We start from the raw sequence: 23,541 nt of genomic DNA, 5'->3' as shown, positions 1-23,541 counted from the left end.
ATTAGCACACCTTAATAATGACACAAAAAGATATACATAAAAATCACTCATAGTCGGAAATTTACGGCTTCCGGTAGAAACTCCTTGCCAATCCAAGGGATATACGAGTTGTTTATTAGATTCTTACCTTAATATTAAGACTAATTTTATTTAAAATAAGCACTTTTGTCAATTGCAAATTTTGCCATATATACATATTACATCATTTAGCTAGGTTTTTATTTTATCATTTTATCTATTAAACGCAATATTTTTTATATAAATATTAAACTCATACCGATTATTATGCCAAAATAATATTTTTTACATATATATTTAAAAATTAATCAAAACTTAAAATACATTTAACATACAAAATTATATAGTAACTATAATTAAATTAGGATACTAAGATATGGGGTGTTCAAATGAAAAATATTAATGAACTAAACAAAATATTAAAAGATAAATCAATCACTACGCTTTATCAGCCTATTGTAAACTTAAAAAATGGTGAAGTCATCGGATATGAAGCATTAAGTCGTGGTCCATTAAATTCTCCTCTTTTCTTTCCCGACAAACTATTTGAAACAGCTAAGGATTTTGATCTTATTTGGGACTTAGAGCAATTATGTAGAATGAAAGCCTTAGAAAATTCTTATGGTTTAGATAAAAACAAATATCTTTTCTTAAATGTAGATCCTCTAATAATAAAGGATTCAAAATTTAAGCAAGGTTTTACAAAAGAATTTCTAGCAAAACATAACATAACTCCTGAATCTGTTATATTTGAAATTACAGAGAAAACTTCTATAAGTGACTATAAAAACTTTAAAAATGTTATAAACAATTACGTTGAACAAGGTTATAAAATTGCCATTGATGACATTGGCTCTGGATATTCTGGTTTAACAACTTTAAGTGAAATAAGACCTCACTTCATTAAAATTGATATAGAACTTATAAGAAACATAGATAAAGATACATTTAAACAAGCTCTAATTAAAACTTTTGTGACATTATCTGAAAATACAAATATGAAATTGATTGCAGAGGGGATTGAAACAGAGGCTGAACTTAGAACTTTAATTAGTTTAAACGTATATGCTGGTCAAGGCTTTTTTTTACAGAAACCTTCTCCAATATTTAACGAAATACCTTTAAATATAAAGGACATGATAATAGACATTAAAGAAAACTTTGATTATTCCTTTGGAATTAACAAACATTATATTGGACAAATTATCTCAGGGGAAAGTTCCTTTACTGAGGCAGTTTCCTGCAAACTTATGAAGGATTATTTTTCACTAACAAAAGCTACAGGTGCTTGCATTGTAGATGCTAATGCCTCACCTGTAGGTCTTATTATGGAACATACCTTAAATTCAAACCTTGCAACACAATATGGAAATGCTGTTTTTGGCAAAAGACCGGTTTCTATAATAATGGATAGGAATCCTTTAATTGTAGATTTTAATACCTCTATTAGCACAGTTTCAAAAATTGCTATGGAACGTGATGATAGTAGACTTTATGATTATGTTATTGTTACAAAATCAAATAAGTATTCTGGGATAGTTACTATTAAAAGATTACTAGAGTATACAACCACCTTGGAAAGAAACTATGCAAAGGAATTAAATCCTTTAACTGGTCTTCCTGGAAATACAATAATTTTTAATGTATTAAATGAAGTAATTCAAAGTAAAAAAAATTTTTGTATTCTTTATTTTGACTTAAATAACTTCAAAATTTATAACGATACCTATGGCTTTGAAAATGGAGACAAAGTCATAAAATTTACCGCAGATATAATACAAACGTCTATTAAACATTGTTTCCCTTTTAATAGCTTTGTTGGTCATATTGGTGGTGATGATTTTGTATCAATCTTTGAAGGCCCATTTGAGAGCTGCGTTGCGCTATGTAAAGATTTTATTAATAGCTTTGACAAAGCTATTATAGAATTTTTTAATGAAAAAGATAGAGCAAATGGCTATATTATTGCACATGATAGAAAAGGCAATGAGGACGTGTTCTCATTAACATCAATATCAATTGCAGGCATGTATGGTAACTTTAAAAATTTTTCAGCCGCTGATGATATTTCAAAATACATAGCCCATATAAAAAAGCAAGTAAAAGCTGAAAAGAAAAGTTCATATTTTATTGAAGATATAAATATGATTTACGAATTCTCTGAAAATATTTGAAGAGGACATATACTATAGTTAAAAATAATACAACAGATAAAATTCTAAATGGAATATATCGTATATGGAATAGACTATTTATATATACAAATAAAGACACTACTGGTACAATTAAAACTCCAATTTTTCTTTTGGGAAAATAAAATGCATATATCACAGAAAATACATCTGCTAAAAAAAAGTATCTATCATGCATTCTAGGTAAAAAATATGGAACTACAAGCACAAATATAAATGCCAATTCAATTATATTTTCGTAACTTATATCTTTTAAATAATGTATTTGAATTAAACATAAACTTAAAACTAAAAACATGGTAAATGCAATTCCCATATATGTGGCAAGCTCTTGATTTACATTTTGTGGATACAGCATAAACAATGTAGGAGCATTTTTGGTCAAGGATGTATACTCCGAAGATTGATTTAAGTATACTGTTAAAAGTTTGCTTAACGATCCACCCATATATACTGCTGGTAAAACAGAAAAAATGTATACTACAACAAATACCGCTAAATGTCTTATTTTAAATTTCTTTTTTAATAGGAGGATTAGGTATAGTGGTGCTATAAATATAGCTTGAAGTTTAAATGTAAAGGAAACAGCATAAAATATAGTTGATAAGGTTATTTTATTGTTTGCTAACATATAAATGGACAATAAAATAAAAGTAGTAAATATTATATCACATTGTGCCCAATATGAACTATTTAAAACAACCGTAGGCAAAAACAATATTATTGTGTATGCACTTAGGTAAATATTTGCACTATTATACTTTTTTTTGACAATAAGGGCCACTGTTATTGCTGCTATATAATCAAATATTATAGAGACTGCTTTCAAGTATATAATTGAAGATAGTTTTAAATAAGTACCAACTGCCATTATGTATAGATATGGTGGAGTGTAATCCGCAAAGCTATATTTTAATGCATGAAAACCACCATGTGTTTTAATAAAATTATACCAAGGGTTTAAAAACTCTATAAGGTCATCACTTTTGTATTCTAATAATTTATATCTTAATATTATTCCTAGAAATGATATTAAGATAATATAAAAAGCGTTAATTTTATTATTTCGTATAAATTTTATCAAAGCCCCACCTCATAATAAACTATATTTTACATTATTTATAATACATTAATTATATCAATATAAAAAGTGCCCTGCAAGAAATCTTTGCAAGACACTTTTTTATATTTACGGATTAATACATTCCATCCATTCCCATGCCCATTCCTGGAGCACCTGGTGCTGGAGCAGCTTTTTCTGGTATATCTGCCACAACTCCTTCTGTAGTTAAGAATGTTGAAGCAACTGATGCTGCATTTTGAAGTGCTGATCTAGTAACCTTAGTAGGGTCTACTATACCTGCTTTTATCATATCTACATATTCTTCACGTAATGCATCAAAACCAATTCCTTTTTCACTAGCTATTACTTTTTCTATTATAACTGAACCTTCAAGTCCAGCATTAGCAGCTATCTGTCTAACTGGTTCTTCAAGAGCTTTTATTATTATATTGATACCAACTTGAATATCTGGTTCTTCATCAGAAAGTTTTTTGATTTCTGGCAATATATTAATATAAGCAGTACCACCACCAGGAACTATACCTTCTTCAACTGCAGCTTTTGTTGCAGCAAGAGCATCTTCTATTCTTAATTTTCTCTCTTTAAGTTCTGTTTCAGTAGCAGCTCCTACTTTAACTACAGCAACTCCACCAGCAAGTTTTGCAAGTCTTTCTTGAAGTTTTTCTTTATCAAAATCTGAAGTTGTATCTTCGATTTGAGTTTTTATTTGTGATACTCTGTCTTGTATTGCAGTTTTATCACCTTTTCCATTTACTATTGTAGTGTTTTCTTTAGTTATTTTAACACTTTCAGCTCTTCCAAGCATCTCTAAAGTTACATCTTTAAGTTCTCTTCCTAGTTCTTCAGAAATAACCTCTCCACCTGTTAAAGTAGCTATATCTGTAAGCATATCTTTTCTTCTATCACCAAAACCTGGTGCTTTAACTGCAACACATGTGAAAGTACCTCTTAACTTATTAACTACTAAAGTTGCAAGAGCTTCTCCTTCTATGTCTTCAGCTATTATCAAAAGTTTCTTTCCTTGTTGAACAATTTGTTCTAATATTGGAAGTATTTCTTGAATACTTGATATCTTTTTATCTGTTATTAATATATATGGGTCTTCTAAAGCTGCTTCCATCTTTTCAGTATCAGTAGCCATGTATGGGCTTAAGTATCCTCTATCAAATTGCATACCTTCTACTATGTCAAGTTCTGTTCCCATTGACTTTGATTCCTCTACTGTAATAACGCCTTCATTGCCAACTTTTTCCATTGCATCTGCAATGAGTTTTCCTATTTCTGGATCAGCTGCTGATATTGCTGCAACTCTAGCGATATCTTCCTTACCATTTATAGGTTTTGATAACTCTTCTAATTCTTTTACAGTAGCTAAAACTGCTTTTCTTATTCCAGTTCTTAAGAGTATTGGGTTTGCACCAGCTGTTACATTTTTTAAACCTTCTCTTATTATTGCTTGAGCAAGTAATGTTGCTGTAGTAGTACCATCTCCAGCTACATCATTTGTTTTTGTAGCAACTTCCTTTACAAGTTGTGCTCCCATGTTTTCATATGGATCTTCTAATTCAATTTCTCTAGCTATACTAACACCATCATTTGTTATTAATGGTGATCCAAATTTCTTATCAAGTACTACATTTCTTCCCTTTGGTCCTAAGGTTACTTTAACTGTATCGGCAAGTTTATCTACGCCTTTTTGCATAGCTCTTCTGCCTTCTTCACCTAACAATATACTTTTAGCCATCTCAAAATCCCTCCAATAATATTTTAAAAATTTATTATTTTTTTAATTATTCTTCTACTATTCCTAATACATCGTCTTGTTTTAATATCAAATACTCTTCGCCATCTAGTTTAACTTCAGTTCCACTATATTTTGAAAAGAATATTCTGTCACCAGCTTTTAGTTCCATTTTAATTTCTTTTCCATCAACATAGCCGCCAGGTCCAACTGCTACTACTTCTGCCATTTGTGGTTTTTCTTTCGCAGCTCCTGGTAAAACAATTCCGCTTTTTGTTGTTTCTTCAGCTTCTAATCTTTTAATAACAACTCTGTCTCCAAGTGGTCTAATTTTCATCTCTAAACCCTCCTAAAATATTTGAAAAATTTAAATAACATCCTGTTAGCACTCATCATTATTGAGTGCTAATACAATTATTATAATAATTAATACCATTTATATAATCAAACTTAATGTTTTGCTTAATTTAGCTAATTATAGCAGTATATCCTTTTAAAATCAAATTAAATCACTATATTAGCCATTTACTATATATTGCTTTAAATTTCCTGCATATTTATGTATAATAAAAATAAATGGTCAATTTTAATTAAATTTTGTAAATTTGTCAACAATTATATATAGGTACTTTGGAGGTGATTCTATTGAAAAGTAATCATTTTTTATTACAATTTATAGTTGCTATTGCACTAGTTTTATGTACTGTTATTGTTTCCACAAAAATAACCTATAATTTTAAACAACTATACTATTATGATGTGGATAAACTTAATATTGTGAATTCATCCGGCTTAGATCTTGCTTCAATAAAATCCAACTATAATTATATTATTGATTATTTAAATAAAAATAATACAGATAAATTTGCTCTTCCAACATTAAGTTATTCTTCTAGTGGCGCAACTCATTTTACTGAGGTTAAAAGGATTTTTAAAGAAATGGACTATATTTTGTTGCTTTGCATATTATTTATTTGCATATTCATTATAATTTTTAAAAAAAATAAGAGTTTTTTATATTTAAAAATTGCTGGAATTATCCTAATATTAATTCCTTTAATATTGATTCCTTTATCCTTTTTAGATTTTGACAAACTTTTTACTATTTTTCACAAAATCTTGTTTAGAAATGACCTTTGGTTATTTGATCCAAAAACTGATCCTATAATACTTATACTCCCAGAACAATTTTTTATGCACTGCATGATGCTAATAGTTACTTTCTCAACTTTATTAGGTGGTTTTTATTTAGTACTTTACAAAAAAATCACAAGGACTCTATAAACTAAAAAATCTTATAATATATATATTAATGTAGAAATTTAAGATAGTACATCTGAATTCCTCGAATTATTTATCTTCCTTGAAATAGCTTTATTTTATTATCAATAAGTTTACCATCATCAATAATAATGGCATTTTTCAGAATATATGTTTCTTTTTGTCTACCCTCGATAATATAATCTAAGTATTTACACACTTCTCTACTTATAGATTTTGATGCGGATTTATAAAATAGTGATGGTGTATGATCAACAACATAATGCAAAACACCATTTACAAAATATATTGGATTATCAATAGAAGTTAGTTTGCTTGTCTCTATTCCGCTATTTGCATCACAACTAATGTCTATTATCATAGAATCCCTTTTCATTCTTTTCAAATCTTCTTTATAAATGATATGATCTTTACGATCAGTGTCCCATGTAATTGCATTAACTAACACATCATACTCACCAATTTCTTTATTAAAAAGTTTTTCAGTCTTTCTACTATAAACTGTAACATCTGACCCAAGAGCCGTAAGCATCTTATATGCACCTATTGCAACGTTTCCCCTACCTAATATCGCAACCTTAGTATCTTGTGGTAATTTCCCATATAGAAGAAATGCATGATATATAGCTGCTTTCCCTGCCAATTCATTGTTTCTCCAAAAAACATGTCTACCTTCTTCAAACATTTCCTCCCAGGCTATACCCGTTAGCTTGTTATTTATAAATTTGTCCGTTATATCTCTATTCTGTACTGCATGTATCCACCCAAATACAATTTGACCATCAGTTAATCCATCTATATAATCAGAATCTCCAGCCTTAGCATCACAAATAATATCTTTTTTTAATATTTCTCCTCTTTCTTCAATGTGAGCTCCTTCTTTTATGAATTCTTCATCCTTTACACCTAAGATTGCACCGTAACCCTTTTCAAAATATAGATTTCCTTTATTCTTTATAGTATTAATATTTTCCAGCAATAACGCTCTCCTATTTTCATTTTCTTTATAGTTTATTGGAAATCCAACATTTTTCATAATAATATCACTCCTCAGTTAACATTTAACATCAACGTATTATTCAATGCTACTCTATATTGCTAAAAAATACAAGCAATTGCAAAAATATGAATTACGTCCTGAAGCATAATTATCAATGATTATTTTTAAAGCGAAAAAAGCTATTTCAATATCAGAGATTGAAATAGCTTAATTGTAACTACTAACAGGTTGTATTGACTTATGTATTATAGTGAAAATGTTTCAGGTTCAGCAGCAAAGGAAGAAATAGTAGCTGTTCCTTTTGTGAAGTATAAAACTGCAAAAATTCCATCATCTATATTATACATAGATTTTAAAGATGGCATAGAATCAAGTGCTAATTTTTTTACTTCACGTCTATCATCATTTGCAACTTCTCCAGTAACACGAATCCATTGCCCTTTTTTATTCATAGCAGAAATTTCTACCTTAGGATTTTGTAACATTTGCTTAAAACATTTTTTTGTATTGTTTGTGGCAATGTATAACTTTCCTTCATGTTCAAATACAGCTCCAAACGGTCTAACTCTTGGCTGGTCATCTTCAATAGTTGCTAAATAAAAAACTTCACTTTCCTTTAAAAATTCTAATGCTTTTTTCATAATTATTGCTCCTCTCATATATGTATGTTAAAATTCATTATATAACAATAATATCATGTACAACTACAATAGCAAGTACGATTTTTATACGATGTAAGTATCGAATAGATACTATAAGAGGAGATATAATGGAAAATAATAGTCTTTATGGAAAATGTCCATATTTTACAGCACAAAAGGTTTTTTCAGGAAAATGGTCAATTTTAATTATGTATCATTTGAATTACGGAGCACTACGTTATGGAAAACTTCAAAAAAGATTGGATGGTATCACTCAGTCTACATTGACAAAACAATTAAGAACTCTGGAAGACTTTGGATTAGTTAGTCGATATGTTTATTCGGAAATTCCACCTAAGGTGGAGTATTCCTTAACTGAGTTAGGAAAGGCATTCAATCCAGTATTAGAACAGTTCAAAGTTTGGGGAGACAAGTATATTGAATCTCTTAAAAATGAATAGGCGATAATAAATGTCAAAGTGACAGTGTTCATAACATGTTAATAATATAAATGTTATTTAAAATATATCCTGTTACATATATATAATTATAATGTATATGTGAAAGTGGGGTATTAAAAATGTCAATTATAATTAAGGCTATTAAAATTGCAATAAATACTGTTATAGGTTTAGTGTTATTAATAACTATAGCAATTTTTATTATAATTAAGCCTGGATCAAATAACATAAACAATTCAAGCGGTAATGTTAATACCATAAGTTCTTTCCACTTAAATACTAATAATATTGATTATAATAAAAATGCTACTTCTACAAAACTAAATATAAAAGCCTCAACTATAAATATTTCTAATATTGAGCGTAGAGAAATACTTAATAGAGCTAAATCAATGGTTGAAGTTAAATGGACTCCTAAATACAATATAGTTGATAAATATGGTCTCTACGTTTTTATTAAGGGTAAAACTTATTCTGGAATACCCTATAGCATGGATTTAGATCAAGCATCTTCAGCTAATGATTTCTTATCAAAGATTACTAATAGTAAAATGTTATATGGAAATGATTGTTCTGGTTTCGTAAGTGCTGCATGGGGAATAAGTAGACAAACTACTTTAACTTTATTAAATGGAGTTAAGAATGGTAGTAATTTTGACGGAAAATTTGTTAATGAAATTTCGTGGAGCGATTTACAACCAGGAGATGCACTTCTTACTGATAATGGTAAGGGGGAGGGACATATCATGTTATATATCAATTCAGATAATAAAAATAGTGATAAATTAAATGTATATGAACAAAATGTACAAACCTTAATACCATTTGAACCTTTGCCCTTAGCAAGAGAAGATGTTAGATCTAAACGTAGATTAATAAAGCAAGGATATATCCCTATAAGATTAATGCAATCAGGTATTTCTCAATAATATTTGTTCATATTAAATATACATTTACTTAACTTGAATAGGTAAATATTATGGCTTATAATAAAAAGGCGCTTATAAGGAATATTTGAAAGTTGAGGTAATTTTATGTTGAATCTTGATAAAACTAAGAACAAAAACATATTAACAAATAGAATAAAAATAATTATATTATTTAGTTTAATTATTCTTATAATACTAACAGCCATATTTATTGTTTTTACAAAAAACAAACATAATGATAATATAAAAAGAAGTCACCATGAAAGACATAAAAACTCAATTATAAGTAAAAGAGAAAGTATTGTTCCTCCTAAAAATGTGAAAATGACACCAGGTGAAGTAGCTCCATGGAATGTTAAGAGAACTGATGGTAGAAAAATGGCTTATCTAACATTTGATGATGGTCCATCTATAAATACCACCTCAATATTACAAATTTTAGATAAAAACAAAATAAAAGCTAACTTCTTTATAATAGGTTCAAATGCAGAAAGATATCCTGACCTTGTTATGAAAGAAGCAGACGATGGTGAAATTATTGGAAATCATACCTATAGTCATCAATTAAACTATAAGGAAGGTCCAGAGAATTTTGTTAAAGATTTAAATAAATGTGACGGAATTTTAAAATCAATACTTGGTAATAGATATACTTCAGAACTGGTTAGATTTCCTGGAGGTTCCTTTGATGGAAAGATGCATCCTGGTAGATTAGCTTCTTTTAGAGATGCCGCTACAAAAGCTGGTTATCGTTATATAGATTGGAATGATGAAACTAATGATTCTGAAAGCTTAGATCCTAGTGTCCCATATCTATTAGACCAATTGAAGAAAAATACTGTAGGTAAGAATGTGGTAGTAGTTTTAATGCACGATGCAGGCGCAAAGAAAAACACTGTACAAGCTCTTCAACAGGTAATTGATTATTTAAAATCTCAAGGTTTTAGTTTTGACACAGTAGAATAAAGTGAAACTTGCACTCAGATGGGGTTTTGGTTTTGACACCATCTAAGTGTTAGTTGAACAAATCCAGCGCGTAGCATCCGTTAACTCAATGCTTGCATAAGTAGGAGTCTTACGGATGGTAGCGAATGGATAAAATTTTAAGTGATAATTATAGAAGGGACGATATAAGTATGAACAAAAGAAAATGGACAAACGAAGAAATTAAAGAGTATAGAGAAACACACGGTAGTTTTTTCTATTGTAATAAGGAAGACTCTAATTTTCTTGTTCCAAAAACATATGGAATCGGTTGGACAATCAACTGGGCAAATCCAATTTCTTGGCTTTTTATTTTGGCAGTTATTGGAGCAATCATTTTGAAGAAGATTTCTTAATTGTGACAAGATTTATAATCATTATATAAAGGAGCACCCCCAATTTTAATTAAAGGCTATGTTTTAATATAATGTTGAAATATAAGCCTTTAAAATTATAGGTGAGCTTGTCTACCTATAATACTCAATATAAGAAAATTGTGACTTAGATTATATCCTCTGTTTTTCTTAAATAATCTTGTTTTGTTAATTCAACAATATCATCTGAAACTCTTTTAAATCCAACTTTCTTAAACACTTTTTCTGCCGAAATTCTTGATTTTGGGAAATCATCAAAAACCTTATCTGCTCCTAACTCACTAAAAGCAGTATCAACTAACAATCTTAACGCTTGCTCGCTAAATCCATTTCCTCTATATTTTGCTTCGACTATTATATTTACACAGAAAGAATTTTTATCACTGACATATCGTAGAGCAACCTCACCAACAGGTATATTCTCGTCAATATTGATAATATATCCATAATATCTTTCTGGCACATTATTAACCCATCGAGAAAACCAATCTTTCCAAGCATTTTTGTGAAATTCTATACATCCTGTTCCATCATTATCTCCATATCCTATATTGTAAAACATTGTTTCCATATCTGACAAAAGTTTTTTTCTATATTCTAACTCCTCAAATTTAGGTGTTCTTAATTTTACTTTGTTATTTCCCATTTTTGTTCCCCACATTATTCTACCTATATTATAACCTATTTTTCTAATATAGATCCATTTTGAATACTGATTTAAAACATAGCTTAACTAAAAAATAAGTAGCAGAGAAACCCATGATATTTTTACAAAATTATAAGTCTCCCTGCTACTTATTAAACAATTTCCGGTTTTCCAAACGAACAACATTTTTTAAATGTACTGACTCCTACACTTCTATATTATTTTCCCTTGCATAATAAAACAAGTATTGCTGAGCAAATCCAGAAAGATTCCCAAACTTATCCCTTCCAAATTCTCTTATCTTTTTTAGAGATACATCCGGTGCTACATAGAAATGCATCATTGCCCTTTTTACCCATACATCTACAGGAAACGCTGAATATTTTTGCATTGAAAACAACATAATACAATCTGCAACCTTAGGCCCTACTCCTGTAAACTTTTGAAGTTCTGTATGACATTCATCGTCATTTAAACTAAATATATGTTCTAATATCCCATTGTTCTTATAAACATTTTCACACGTATTAGCTATATATTTTGCCCTAAATCCCGTACTGCATTTTTCAAAGTCTTCTATAGTTTTATCATAAAGTTTTTCAATTGTAGGAAAAGAATAATATACTTTATCTTTGTATTTTATCTTTTCTCCCCATTTTTCACTTATAGTTGCTATTGCCCTTTTTATCATAGGAATTCTATTATTTGATGATATTATAAATGATATAAGAAGCTCAAAATGTTCCTGCTTTAATATCCTTATTCCCTTTCCAAAATCCACAGATTTTTTTAAGAGTTCGTCTTTACTAAGTTCTTCTTTTATTTTTGTATAGTCTCTATTTAAATCAAAGTATTCAAACCAAATATTATTAAACTCTTCCTTATTAGTATTATAAATAATTAAGTCATTATTTTGCTTCTCAACTTCAATTACTCTACCAAAAGCAACTCCTATAAAACTTCCGGTTTCAGTTTTATTCCACCTAAAGCACTGTCCACATTCAAACACATGGTCGAGTTCAAAATTTTTTATATTTTTTATTACAACATAATCCTTAAAATCTTCTACCGTCTCAAAATCCATATTTTCCCTCTTTTTCATCTTAGGTCACTTAGCATAAATTCATAGTTTCATAATTAATCTAAGCTGCCTTATATTCCTTTATTAATTGTTCCAAAATTTCAGCTGAAGTATACAACATTTTACTACACCTTTGATTACCATCAAAATATTTTTCTTTTAGTTCATTACAATTTTTTAATCCTAATGTTTCATTAAACTTATTAAAAAATTCTGAAGTCAATTTTTTAACTTTGTCACTTTCATGTGATCTGTCCTTAGTAAACATAATACCTAGCACAGCTAATGCTCCTGTTATTGCTCCACATACATCTCCAATAGCCATGCCTCCTCCAAAAGCAGACATGGTTTTTAGTGTGTTTTTATCAAGCTTTAAGTCATAGGCTTCGTTTGCTGCATAAATAATAGTTTCCGCACAATTTAAATCGTATTTTTTATTATAGTATTTTTCAATATATTCCAAAAACAAATGATACACCTCGCTTAATTTTGTGAACTTAAATCTTCGTGAATTGCTTTTGCAGCTTTCTTTCCTGCACCCATTGCAAGTATTACTGTGGCAGGTCCTGAAACAATATCTCCACCTGCATATACACCCTTTTTAGACGTTCTTCCTGTCTCTTCATCCACATCTATTAGATTTTTTCTTGTTACTTTTAAACCATCAGTAGTGTTTTTTATTAAACTATCCGCTCTTGATCCAATGGCCATGATTACCATATCCACATCAAGTGTAAATTCTGAGCCTTCAATTGCTATAGGGCTTCTTCTACCAGATTCATCTGGCTCTCCAAGTTTCATCTTTATGCATTTTATTCCTTTTACCCATCCATTTTCATCACCTAATATTTCAGTTGGATTTGTAAGAAGATGAAACTCAACGCCTTCGCTTTTAGCAAATTTTACCTCTTCAACTCTTGCAGGTAACTCTGATTCTGACCTTCTGTATATAAGATATGCTTCAGCTCCAAGTCTAATAGCGGACCTAACAGCATCAATGGCTACATTTCCACCACCAACAACAGCAACTTTTTTACCAATAACTAATGGTGTTTTGTAATCTTTCCTATAATCCTTCATTAGGTTATTTTTAGTAAGAAATTCGTTTGCCGCAAGTACTCCATTCAAATTTTCACCTGGTATTCCCATAAAATTTGGTACCGCAGCACCAGCTCCAACAAATACTGCACTAAACCCATCATCTGTAAGCAATTGGTCAATAGTAAGTGTTCTTCCTATCATCACGTCAGTTTCCAGTTTTACTCCTAATTTTTTTACATTATCTATTTCATGTTTAACTACAGTTTCCTTTGGAAGAACAAATTCTGGTATACCCCAGGTTAAAACTCCACCCGGTTCGTGTAAAGCTTCAAATATGGTTACTTCATATCCAAGCTTTGCAAGATCTCCTGCACAAGTTATTCCTGCTGGTCCACTTCCAACTACAGCTACCTTTTTGCCATTGCTTTTTGCCTTAGTGCTAAAATCAATGTCATTCTCTCTACACCAATCAGCAACAAATCTTTCTAAATTTCCAATTGATATAGGTTGACCTTTTATTCCAAGCACACAACCACCTTCACATTGGAGTTCCTGTGGGCATACTCTTCCACAAATTGCTGGAAGTGTACTAGTCTCAGCTATAATTTTAGCAGCACCTTCAAAATTTCTTTCTTTTATTTCCTTAATGAAACTTGGTATTTTATTATTTACAGGACATTTTCCAACACACATAGGTTTCTTACATTGAAGACATCTATTTGCCTCTTCAATAGCTTCATCTTCATTATATCCAAGAGAAACCTCATTAAAATTTTTTATCCTTTTGTCCACATCCTGCTCACGCACAGGAGTTCTCTTCATTCTATCCATAATTATTCTACCTCCAATCCTGCAGCTGCTTCATTCTTTTTATCATTTTCTCTTCTGTATTTTTCTTTGGCTTCAAATGAAGAATAAAATTTCTGCCTTCTTAGAACTTCTTCATAGTCAATAGTCCATGCGTCAAATTCTGGTCCATCTTGGCACACAAATTTAACATCGCCATTAGCGGTGATTCTACATGCTCCACACATGCCAGTTCCATCAAGTATTAATGTTGTGAGACTAACTATGGTTTTTATATTATGTTCTTTTGTAATTAGGGAAACTTCTCTCATCATCTCTGTAGAACCCATTGCTATTACTAAATCATATTCTACGCCTTTATTCAAAGTTTTCTTTAATTCATCTATAATGTCATCTTTCACTTCTATTAGTTCTCTTGAAACCTCTACTATTTTTTCTTTAAATTTTATTTCTTCACTACTTTGAAAGTTTATTATAACATCACTTGCTATATCTTTTTTATTAAGCCACAAAAGTTCAGGGTAAATTCTTGCAAAACCTAAATCATCTGCAACAAAAAGAACATTTTTCAAATTGTCACTATCCTTTGATACTATACAAGACCCCTGTCCTATCGGTCCTAGAATGTTCATTATTGTGTCATTAGCCTCTAGCTTTAAGAGTTCCATAGCTGTGCTTCCTATAGCCTTAAAGACCACACTAACCGTTCCTTTGTTAGTATCAAAGTCACATACTGGAAAAGGTGTTCTTTCTCCTTTTTCATCTGCTCTTATAATTACAAATTGACCTGGTAATATTGACTTTGCAACTCTTGGTGCCTCTACCTCAATTATGTATACATCACCTGTTACATTTATTTTATTAATTATTTTAAACATATAACCCTCCACACATATAAATTTATATAGCAATGCATATTTATTCACTTTGTATCATAATAACCTTCATTTAAACAAAATGATTTTTAGTCAATTATAAAACATTATTTTATGTTTAGTCAAACCAAAGTTTATGCTGTGTAATACATAATCCTTCCCAATTTGTTAATTAAAAGTAAGAAAGAAGAACTAATTAAAATTCCCCTCTCTCACTCTTACTTAATAAATATTAAATTGTACTAAATTGTAATATAAATGACTCAGTATTGTATTTACATATTTTTTATTGTTGCCCATATGTTTTCATCCACAGGTATTCCATATTCTAGATTTTTCTTTCTAGTATTTAATGTTCTCTCACCTGGATAAAAAATTTCACCATTATCCTCAACTCTTTCTGATGCTTTAACATTATCAACCACTTCATCTACAGCTTTTTGTATAAAATCTTTGTCTGATACTTTTTTAACATCAATAGCAATGAATATTTGAGAAAGTTTATATTCGGCTATTCCATCAATTTTACCTACATCATAAGACGAGTTTCCGCTAGACAGGGTAGTTGCTATTAAGTCCAATAATATTGAAAGACCTGATCCCTTCCAATAACCCATTGGTAAAACCCTCCAAGTTTTTTCAATTTCTGCTGGATCGCTTGTAATATTTCCATCAGAATCATAGCCACCGGGTACTGGTAACTGCTCATTTTTCAATTTAGTCACCTCAATTTTACCATAGGAGAATTGAGCCATGGCTAAATCTACAACTACGTGACCATTTTCTCTTGGTACAGATAATATAAGTGGATTATTTCCTATTCTCCTATCCTTTCCACCCCAAGCTGGCATGTTAGGAAGAGTATTTGTCCAACAGATTCCAATACAATCTGCATCAGCTGCCTGCCAGCCATAACTTCCTCCTCTCATCCAATGATTAGTATTTTTTAATGCCACACATCCAATAACATTTTCTTTTGCCAATTCAATTGCTCTTTCCATACAAAATTTAGCATTCAAATTTCCCATTCCAAGATTTCCATCCCACTTTTCAAAAGCTCCCATTCCTTCAATTTTACTTGGAACAGCTTCTACATCTATATATCCTTTATCTATATATTCTATTACTCTTGGAAATCTAACATATCCATGTGAATATACTCCATCACAGCTAGTTTCAGTAAATAATTGTGCTGATGCCTCTGCCCTTTCTTCACTAAAACCTTTCTTTATCAATACCCTCTTAAATTCACTTTTCATCTCTTCAAAAGAAACTCTCATAATATTATTTCTCCTCTCGTATAAAGCTATATTATTTAATATTAATTCTTATATTATTAAATTACTGCCTTATTTATCTTTACATTAATCTTTCTAACCTTACATTTTTCATTATAAGCGCACCAAGGCCTATGTACGTCTTCTGGAAAAAACACTGCAAAACTACCTGGTTCCATTTTTAAATCGATTTCATTTTCTACATTATCATAAAAAATAGAATCTTTTTCTTCTAACAATTCTTCAGTCACAATATTATGACCTGTATCTCGTGCATAACCAATTATTTCATTTCCGTATACTGAAAATTGAATTTCAATATATTTTCTGTGTACTTCGGCTTTTGCTTCATATTTTGATTTTGTTATCTTGTCTACTACTTGAGCATAAATATCATCTCCCATTATACTGTATATGCCAGTTTTCATATTAACAAAATCATTGTTCTTCAAATAATTAATAGCTTTAATTATTGATTTAGAACAAGTTTTTTCCATTTCATCAATATTATTAACGTTCCCAAATACCATAATTACACCTCCCTAAATTTTTAATTACAATTTTATAACAGGCTTTATGAAAGGGCTTTCATTCCTTGCATTTATTATATTATACTTAAACTAATTTTTCAACATTCAATAGAATTATTGTTTCACTCATCTAATTTTATTGGCACAACTTGATACGCACAATCATTTTTTTCTTTTGGCAATGTGGTTGTAATTAAAATTGCAATTACTAAAGACAATACCAAACTGTATATGCTCATATTATAACTAAACATTTGCATTAACAATCCTACTAAAAATGGTCCTATAAAACCTCCCAAATTGCCTAATGCATTTATAATTCCAGTAGCACCGCCAGCCACATCTGCACTAAATACTGCTGGTGGAATTGTCATGAATACTGCTGAAGACGCCTGTAAAAATAGTCCACAGCCAGTAAGCATTGCAAAGGATATCCATATTGATTGTTGAAGCCTTACTGATAAATATAAACAGACTGCAAATCCTATTAGAGGTAATATAACATATTTTTTTCTCTTCATTGTTTTATCTGAAATAGCAGGAAAAATAAGTAGTCCAATTATTGTTGCTATATATGGGAATATTGATAAAAAGCCTACTTGACCCATACCTGTTTTAGTCAAATTTTTAATAATTGTTGGAAGCCATAATGTGTATCCGTACACACCTGTTTGATAAAAGAAAAATATAAGTATTAATTTCCATAGTGTTTTATTTAATATAATTTGTCTTAACGATGTCTTTTTTTTCTGCGTTACATCTAAACACTTCTGTTCTTCTTCTAATCTTTTAACAAGATAAGTTTTCTCTTCTTTACTGATCCACTTAGCAGTTTCTGGTCTGTCACTAATTAATGGTAACCAAACTAAAATTAATGCAAGTGATATTAATCCTTCTATTATAAATACATAATGCCACGTATATTTAGACAAAATAAATCCTGAAAGTGGTCCTGTTATTATTGAAGCAATTGGATTATTCATTATAACAAAAGCTGTGGCTCTACCACGTTCTTCGCTTGGAAACCAATGACGAACAATTGTAAGTACTGCCGGCATAACACCACCTTCTGCAACACCTAACAAAAATCTAAGGACAAGTAATTGAGTTGTATTCTTTGCAAACCCTGATAAGATAGCAAGAACACCCCATACTACTATAGTACAAGCTATAAATTTTTTAGCACTTCCATGTTCTGCAATTTGACCTCCTGGAACCTGAAGAAACAAATATCCTACAAAAAATATACCTGCAGCTATTCCTGAAACACTAGCAGTCATACCAAGTTCCTTGCTCATTCCTCCTGCCATTGCAAAACCTATATTAGTACGATCCATAAAGGCTACTATATATACTAAAAGAATTGGTGGAATAATGTGTATCCATCGTTTATTAGGAATATTTATTTTTGAACTTACATTTTCACTCATATCTATGCACCCCTATTTTTAAATTTATTAATAATTATTTGCAGAAAACGTTTACTTGATATGGTTTTTGATTGGATGAAACTAGATGTTAAGATTTAAAGACTTTTTTAAATAGACATGAAATATAATATAAACTTAATTAAAGTATATTGTGTGCTCTAAGATTCAGTAAAAATAGAAATAACTTTCTGAATCTTAGAGTTTTAAAATAGATTAGACACCTGAATAAGCTGAAAATCCTCCATCTACTGGAATAACTACGCCATTCACAAAACTTGATGCTTTATTATCTACAAGCCATAACAGTGTGCCAAGCAATTCCTCACATTCTCCAAATCGTTCCATTGGCGTTGCATTTAATATTTTTTTTGATCTTTCAGTATAGCTACCATCTTGATTTAATAGCATTGCCTTGTTTTGATTTGTCACTAGAAATCCTGGTGCAATAGCGTTTACTCTTATTCCTACTTTTGAAAAATGTACCGCAAGCCACTGAGTAAAGTTTGACACAGCTGCTTTTGCGCCACTATAAGCTGGAATTTTTGTAAGTGGAGTAAATGCATTCATAGAAGATATATTTATTATAGTTGCATCCTTTTTATCTATCATATCACGTGCAAAAACTTGAGTCGGAAGAAGAGTACCTAAGAAATTCAAATTGAACACAAATTCTACTCCCTTTTCATCTAAATCAAAAAAAGTTATCTCACCATCTTTTTTGTTCTCTATATCTTCCTTAAAGAGATATTCTTTAGTTGTGGTTCCTTTAGGATTGTTGCCACCTGCACCATTTAATAAAATATCACATGTTCCAAGCTTTTCATTTATTATACTTTTAGCTTTTTGTAGACTTTCAATTTTAAGAACATCAGTTGGAACGCTGATTGCTATGCCTCCACTCTCATTAATCTCTTTTGCCACTGCACTGGCTCTTTCTTCATTTCTATCTACTATAGCTATTTTTGCACCACACTGTGCCAATGCTTTTGCAAAAGTACTGCATATAACTCCACCAGCACCCGTTACCACTACAACCTTGTCATTTAAATCAATTTTAAATGGTAATTCCATTAAATATTCCCCCTATTCTGAATTTATAATTTTATTTAGCTTGGTTTTCTAGCGTTTCCCATATTCCATTTAAGTAAACTGCTCCAAGTGCTCTGTCATAAAGACCATATCCTGGTCTCCCTGTTTCTCCCCATATCATTCTTCCATGATCTGGCCTCATTGGACCGTCAAATCCTACATCATGGTAAGCCTTCATAATTTCAACCATATCTAAAGAACCATCTATACTCCTATGTGGTGCTTCTTCAAAACTCTTATGTTCTGTAATTTTAACATTTCTTGTATGAGCAAAATGGATTTTACCTTTACCTCCAAAATAACGAATCATATCTGGTATATCATTATTAGGATTAGGCCCAAGTGAACCTGAGCAAAGAGTTATTCCATTACTAGGACTATCCACTAAGTGTATAAGCCTATCAAGATTTTTTTTACAGGTTATTATTCTTGGCAGTCCAAATATTGACCAAGGTGGATCGTCCGGATGTATTGCCATCTTAATATCTGAATCTTCTGCCACTGGAATTATTTTTTCAAGAAAATACTTTAAATTACCCCAAAGAGTTTCCTCCGTAATTTCCTTATACTTCTTAAGCAGTCCTTTAAGTTCTTCTTTTGTATAGCTTGAATCCCATCCTGGAAGGGACAATTCTCCTTTTGAAGGATCCATTTTTTCTACATCTTCCTGCCTGTAAATAAGAGCAGTTGATCCATCTTCTAATTCATAATCCAAATCGGATCTAGTCCAATCAAATACTGGCATGAAATTATAACAAACTACCTTTATTCCTACTTTAGATAAATTTTTTAAAGTCTCACAGTAGTTAGCTATAAGTTTATCTCTAGTAGGTAGTCCCATTTTTATATCCTCATGAACTGGTACACTTTCTACGGTATCAAAACTAAACCCACGATCCTCTATTTTCTTTTTTAAGGCTATTATTTTTTCCATAGGCCACACCTCACCTACTGGTACGTCATAAATTGCGGACACTATTCCTGTTACACCTGGTATTTGCTTTATATTTTCTAATGTTACCTTGTCATCATCGCCATACCATCTAAACGTCATCTGCATAATTTGCCCTCCTTTAAAATTAGTTATTATAACTTATAAAACAACATTAACTTTTAAGTATTTTTCAGGATGATCTGAAATTGCTTTTAGAATCATTGGTACTTCATCTATAGACACTATTTTACTGATTAATGGCTTTACATCTACAATTCCTTCAGACATTAACTTTAACGCTTCTTCAAATTCACCTGCACTTGTTCTCGCACCCCTAATATCAAGTTCCTTTTTAGTTATAATATCTGTTGGAATACTTGTTTCTTTTTTAGGCCAACCTGTAAGTGCTATTCTTCCTGCATAGGATACATAATCAAGTGAATTTCTTATAGCAGCATTAGCACCTGAAGCTTCAATTACTACTTCTGACATTCTTCCATTTGTTATCTTCCTTATTTTTTCTTCTGCATTTTGCCTTGATATATTAATAGTATTTTTTATTCCCAATTTAGCTGCAAATTCTAACCTCTCATCTACAATATCAATAACTATTGGAATAGCACCATAAGCCATAGCTGATAATGCTATCAGTATACCTATGGCACCAGCTCCATTTATAACAACATGCTCTTCTTTTTTTACTTTTGTCCTATGAATTGCATGCAATGCTATGGTAAGTGGCTCTGCCATAGGTATTTGCTCCCAAGGAATATTTTCTGGAACTTTGAACAATAACTCAGATGGATGGGTAAAGAATTCTGTCATTCCTCCATCTATATGAACGCCTAATACTTTTAAATCTTCACAGCAATTCGTTCTGCCCAAACTACAAGGATAACATCTACTGCAGTAAATATAAGGATCTATAATAACTCTTTCTCCTTTTTCTATGCCTTTACTGTTATGTCCTATTTCTAGAATTTCACCTGCTATTTCATGTCCTATTATTCTTGGATAAGAAACCAGCGGATTAACTCCTCTATATGCTCCAATATCTGATCCACATATTCCCAATACTTTAACTTTTATCAGTGCTTCATTTTCTTTTCTTACCGGTTCTTCAATCTGTCTAATTTTTATATTATTGGGACTTTCAAGATAAACCGTTTTCACAAAGGTCCCTCCTTTAAACTATTTCTGTGTTTATCTTTATAATAACTTTTCTTATTGTGCCTTTTTCTCCTAATGCACACGCCGGTCTATGAACATCATTTGGAAAAAACACAGCAAAGTCGCCTGCTTTCATTATTAAATCTATTTCGTTTTCTACATTTTCATAAAACTTAATATCTTTTTCTTTTATTAAATCCTCAGAAATTTTGTTATTACCAGTATCTCTGGCAAAGCCTATTTTTTCTTTACCTTCCACTGAAAATTGTACATCAATGTACTTTCTATGGACTTCAGGTTTTACATCATCCTTTTCCCTTGTTGTAGCATCTATTACTTGTGCATATATGTCTTTACCTTCAATTTTATAAACTCCTGTTTTCATATCCATAAAATTATTATTTCTTAAATAGTTAATCGCCTTACTTATAACTTTAGGAAGAACTTTTTCCATATCATTAAGATTATTTATATCACCGAATATCATAATTTTAAACCTCCTAGACTCCTATTGATTTTAATAGTAATTTTCATTTACCTAAAGTAAACTGCAGAAATTGAAAGCGCTTTCAATTTCTATGATTTTATTATATTATACTTTTTAAAAGATTTCAATATTTATTTTTATAAAATTTTGTTTTAAATTCACACATTATATGTATGTTTTTTATTAATATAGTTAATTTGTTCATGTATTGTATTCCAGTCATTACTCCTCCAGGAGCATTGATATACATATAGTTTGTTATTAATTTGACATTGTTCAAATTAATAAATATAATTAATTTATCCTAATAATAAACAATTTTAAAATTTTAATTTTTAATCACTTGTTATGATGATTATATGTATAATATCAGATTAATTGCAATCGCTTTCAAAATTAAAATTTTTACTTGCATATATTAGACTTTAAAATTTTACGGAGGAATAAATATGAATATATATGATATTGCCAAAGAAGCAGGCGTCTCTATAACCACTGTATCTAGAGTACTTAATAATAAAGAAAATATTAGTAAAAAAACTAAAGATAAAGTTGAATATATATTAAAAAAATACAATTATACCCCAAATGCTATAGCTAGAGGTTTGGTTGCAAAGTCTATGAAGTCCATAGGTGTAGTAACTACAAATATTAAAGATATACACCACGCTAATGCTGCTTACATAATAGAACGTGAATTTAATAAATTAGGTTATAATGTTATTCTTTGTAATACTGGAGATAAAACTGAGGAGAGCATAAATTACATTAAAATGTTATCCGAAAGAAATATAGATGGAATTATTTTAATGGGTTCAGTATTTAGTAATGATGTTGTTAAGTCTTCAATTTCATCTTGTATTAAAAATATTCCTTTAGTACTGCAAAATGGACTTTTAGATATAGAAAACACTTATTCTGTATTAGTAGATGATGCCTATGGTATAACCCTTTGTGTTGATCATTTGTTTAATAAAGGTCATTCGGATATTGTTTATGTTAAAGATTCAGATACTTACAGTGCAAATCAAAAAAAGGATGGCTTTATAATTGGAATGAATAAGCATGGTTTAAAAATAGACGATAATTCTATAATAACTACTAAGTATGGTCTAGATGGTGGCTATGAAGCAGTGGAAAAACTTATGCAATTAAATAAAAATTTTTCTGCTATTGTATTTGGTGAAGATATTACTGCAATTGGTGCTATAAAGAAGCTTAGAGAATTGAATCTTAACGTGCCTGAAGACGTTGCTATAACAGGTTTTAACAACTCTACATTTGCTAGATGCTGTTACCCTGAATTAACTTCTGTTGATAATAAAGTGGAAACAACCAGTTCTTTAAGTGTCAAATTATTAAATGATCTTATAGAAAAGAAAAATGTAACATCAAATATACTAGTTCGTCCAGATTTAGTAATTAGAGAAAGTTCTTAATTATTATATAGTTATATAAATTAATTCTAA

24 protein-coding genes and 1 riboswitch are annotated in these 23,541 nt (G+C 30.2%); of the genes, 7 read left to right on the top strand and 17 right to left on the bottom strand.

The features are described 5' to 3' along the window. Window positions 1–30: 30 nt before the first annotated feature. Window positions 31–127, bottom strand: a riboswitch (purine riboswitch). A gap of 280 nt (window positions 128–407) precedes the next feature. Next, the gene (locus tag B8978_RS08755) at window positions 408–2,192 is read left to right on the top strand and encodes an EAL domain-containing protein (protein WP_084115271.1); all 1,785 of its coding nucleotides are present in this window, start codon (window positions 408–410) and stop codon (window positions 2,190–2,192) included. Here B8978_RS08755 and B8978_RS08750 read toward each other — a convergent pair. The 3 genes from B8978_RS08750 to groES all read right to left on the bottom strand — a co-directional run bounded on the left by B8978_RS08750 (window position 2,146) and on the right by groES (window position 5,372). Beyond that, complete coding sequence (locus B8978_RS08750) at window positions 2,146–3,294, bottom strand: hypothetical protein (protein WP_084115270.1); 1,149 nt, start codon at window positions 3,292–3,294, stop codon at window positions 2,146–2,148. The two genes, B8978_RS08755 and B8978_RS08750, sit on opposite strands and share 47 nt — an antisense overlap. 112 nt (window positions 3,295–3,406) lie before the next feature. After that, the gene (groL, locus tag B8978_RS08745; RefSeq protein WP_084115269.1) at window positions 3,407–5,038 is read right to left on the bottom strand and encodes a chaperonin GroEL; all 1,632 of its coding nucleotides are present in this window, start codon (window positions 5,036–5,038) and stop codon (window positions 3,407–3,409) included. A gap of 46 nt (window positions 5,039–5,084) precedes the next feature. After that, window positions 5,085–5,372: a co-chaperone GroES gene (gene groES / locus B8978_RS08740; RefSeq protein WP_084115268.1), complete on the bottom strand. Its 288-nt coding sequence runs from the start codon at window positions 5,370–5,372 to the stop codon at window positions 5,085–5,087. A gap of 299 nt (window positions 5,373–5,671) precedes the next feature. Here groES and B8978_RS08735 point away from each other — a divergent pair, with 299 nt between their 5' ends. Further along, a complete protein-coding gene (locus tag B8978_RS08735; RefSeq protein ID WP_423236712.1) occupies window positions 5,672–6,319 on the top strand; it encodes a TIGR01906 family membrane protein in 648 nt (215 codons plus the stop codon). A gap of 70 nt (window positions 6,320–6,389) precedes the next feature. Here the strand turns inward: B8978_RS08735 and B8978_RS08730 are convergent, their stop codons facing one another. Beyond that, a complete protein-coding gene (locus B8978_RS08730; RefSeq protein WP_176212650.1) occupies window positions 6,390–7,352 on the bottom strand; it encodes a N(5)-(carboxyethyl)ornithine synthase in 963 nt (320 codons plus the stop codon). 209 nt (window positions 7,353–7,561) lie between these two features. Then, window positions 7,562–7,957: a pyridoxamine 5'-phosphate oxidase family protein gene (locus B8978_RS08725; RefSeq protein WP_084115266.1), complete on the bottom strand. Its 396-nt coding sequence runs from the start codon at window positions 7,955–7,957 to the stop codon at window positions 7,562–7,564. Window positions 7,958–8,085: 128 nt separating this feature from the next. Between B8978_RS08725 and B8978_RS08720 the strand changes: the two genes are divergently transcribed. The 4 genes from B8978_RS08720 (at window position 8,086) to B8978_RS08705 (ending at window position 10,687) form a co-directional block, all read left to right on the top strand. Beyond that, the gene (locus tag B8978_RS08720) at window positions 8,086–8,418 is read left to right on the top strand and encodes a winged helix-turn-helix transcriptional regulator (RefSeq protein WP_084115265.1); all 333 of its coding nucleotides are present in this window, start codon (window positions 8,086–8,088) and stop codon (window positions 8,416–8,418) included. 119 nt (window positions 8,419–8,537) lie between these two features. Continuing rightward, the gene (locus B8978_RS08715) at window positions 8,538–9,347 is read left to right on the top strand and encodes a C40 family peptidase (RefSeq protein ID WP_084115264.1); all 810 of its coding nucleotides are present in this window, start codon (window positions 8,538–8,540) and stop codon (window positions 9,345–9,347) included. A 105-nt stretch (window positions 9,348–9,452) separates the two neighbouring features. Further along, entirely contained in the window at window positions 9,453–10,313 is an 861-nt protein-coding gene (locus tag B8978_RS08710; RefSeq protein ID WP_084115263.1) for a polysaccharide deacetylase family protein, read from the top strand. Between the two features lie 125 nt (window positions 10,314–10,438). After that, window positions 10,439–10,687 (top strand): DUF5808 domain-containing protein, encoded by a 249-nt coding sequence (locus B8978_RS08705; protein WP_084115262.1) that lies wholly within the window; start codon window positions 10,439–10,441, stop codon window positions 10,685–10,687. 145 nt (window positions 10,688–10,832) lie between these two features. Here the strand turns inward: B8978_RS08705 and B8978_RS08700 are convergent, their stop codons facing one another. The 12 genes from B8978_RS08700 to B8978_RS08645 all read right to left on the bottom strand — a co-directional run bounded on the left by B8978_RS08700 (window position 10,833) and on the right by B8978_RS08645 (window position 22,072). Further along, window positions 10,833–11,351 carry a GNAT family N-acetyltransferase gene (locus B8978_RS08700; RefSeq protein WP_084115261.1) on the bottom strand — a complete coding sequence of 173 codons (519 nt, stop codon included), beginning with the start codon at window positions 11,349–11,351 and terminating at the stop codon, window positions 10,833–10,835. A gap of 205 nt (window positions 11,352–11,556) precedes the next feature. Next, complete coding sequence (locus tag B8978_RS08695; RefSeq protein ID WP_084115260.1) at window positions 11,557–12,435, bottom strand: DNA-3-methyladenine glycosylase family protein; 879 nt, start codon at window positions 12,433–12,435, stop codon at window positions 11,557–11,559. A 58-nt stretch (window positions 12,436–12,493) separates the two neighbouring features. Beyond that, a complete protein-coding gene (locus B8978_RS08690) occupies window positions 12,494–12,901 on the bottom strand; it encodes a C-GCAxxG-C-C family (seleno)protein (protein ID WP_084115259.1) in 408 nt (135 codons plus the stop codon). 14 nt (window positions 12,902–12,915) lie between these two features. Further along, window positions 12,916–14,304, bottom strand: a complete 1,389-nt coding sequence (gene gltA / locus B8978_RS08685) for an NADPH-dependent glutamate synthase (protein WP_084115258.1) — start codon at window positions 14,302–14,304, stop codon at window positions 12,916–12,918. A 2-nt stretch (window positions 14,305–14,306) separates the two neighbouring features. After that, window positions 14,307–15,158: a sulfide/dihydroorotate dehydrogenase-like FAD/NAD-binding protein gene (locus B8978_RS08680; RefSeq protein ID WP_084115257.1), complete on the bottom strand. Its 852-nt coding sequence runs from the start codon at window positions 15,156–15,158 to the stop codon at window positions 14,307–14,309. Window positions 15,159–15,430: 272 nt separating this feature from the next. After that, window positions 15,431–16,435 carry a 3-dehydro-L-gulonate 2-dehydrogenase gene (yiaK, locus tag B8978_RS08675; RefSeq protein ID WP_084115256.1) on the bottom strand — a complete coding sequence of 335 codons (1,005 nt, stop codon included), beginning with the start codon at window positions 16,433–16,435 and terminating at the stop codon, window positions 15,431–15,433. 56 nt (window positions 16,436–16,491) lie between these two features. Beyond that, complete coding sequence (locus B8978_RS08670) at window positions 16,492–16,962, bottom strand: NanQ anomerase/TabA/YiaL family protein (RefSeq protein WP_084115255.1); 471 nt, start codon at window positions 16,960–16,962, stop codon at window positions 16,492–16,494. Between the two features lie 122 nt (window positions 16,963–17,084). Further along, complete coding sequence (locus B8978_RS08665) at window positions 17,085–18,392, bottom strand: MFS transporter (RefSeq protein WP_084115254.1); 1,308 nt, start codon at window positions 18,390–18,392, stop codon at window positions 17,085–17,087. A gap of 213 nt (window positions 18,393–18,605) precedes the next feature. Further along, window positions 18,606–19,463 carry an SDR family oxidoreductase gene (locus tag B8978_RS08660; protein WP_084115253.1) on the bottom strand — a complete coding sequence of 286 codons (858 nt, stop codon included), beginning with the start codon at window positions 19,461–19,463 and terminating at the stop codon, window positions 18,606–18,608. A 31-nt stretch (window positions 19,464–19,494) separates the two neighbouring features. Beyond that, window positions 19,495–20,541, bottom strand: coding sequence for a mannonate dehydratase (gene uxuA, locus B8978_RS08655; protein ID WP_084115252.1), 1,047 nt, complete (start codon window positions 20,539–20,541; stop codon window positions 19,495–19,497). A 33-nt stretch (window positions 20,542–20,574) separates the two neighbouring features. Beyond that, the gene (locus tag B8978_RS08650) at window positions 20,575–21,588 is read right to left on the bottom strand and encodes a zinc-binding alcohol dehydrogenase family protein (protein WP_084115251.1); all 1,014 of its coding nucleotides are present in this window, start codon (window positions 21,586–21,588) and stop codon (window positions 20,575–20,577) included. Between the two features lie 13 nt (window positions 21,589–21,601). Next, window positions 21,602–22,072, bottom strand: coding sequence for a NanQ anomerase/TabA/YiaL family protein (locus B8978_RS08645; protein ID WP_084115250.1), 471 nt, complete (start codon window positions 22,070–22,072; stop codon window positions 21,602–21,604). Window positions 22,073–22,521: 449 nt separating this feature from the next. Between B8978_RS08645 and B8978_RS08640 the strand changes: the two genes are divergently transcribed. Continuing rightward, entirely contained in the window at window positions 22,522–23,511 is a 990-nt protein-coding gene (locus tag B8978_RS08640) for a LacI family DNA-binding transcriptional regulator (protein ID WP_084115249.1), read from the top strand. Window positions 23,512–23,541 lie beyond the last annotated feature (30 nt).

Source organism: Clostridium acidisoli DSM 12555 (assembly GCF_900176305.1).
GTDB lineage: Bacteria > Bacillota > Clostridia > Clostridiales > Clostridiaceae > Clostridium_I > Clostridium_I acidisoli.
This window is presented reverse-complemented; position numbering and strand designations above follow the sequence as displayed.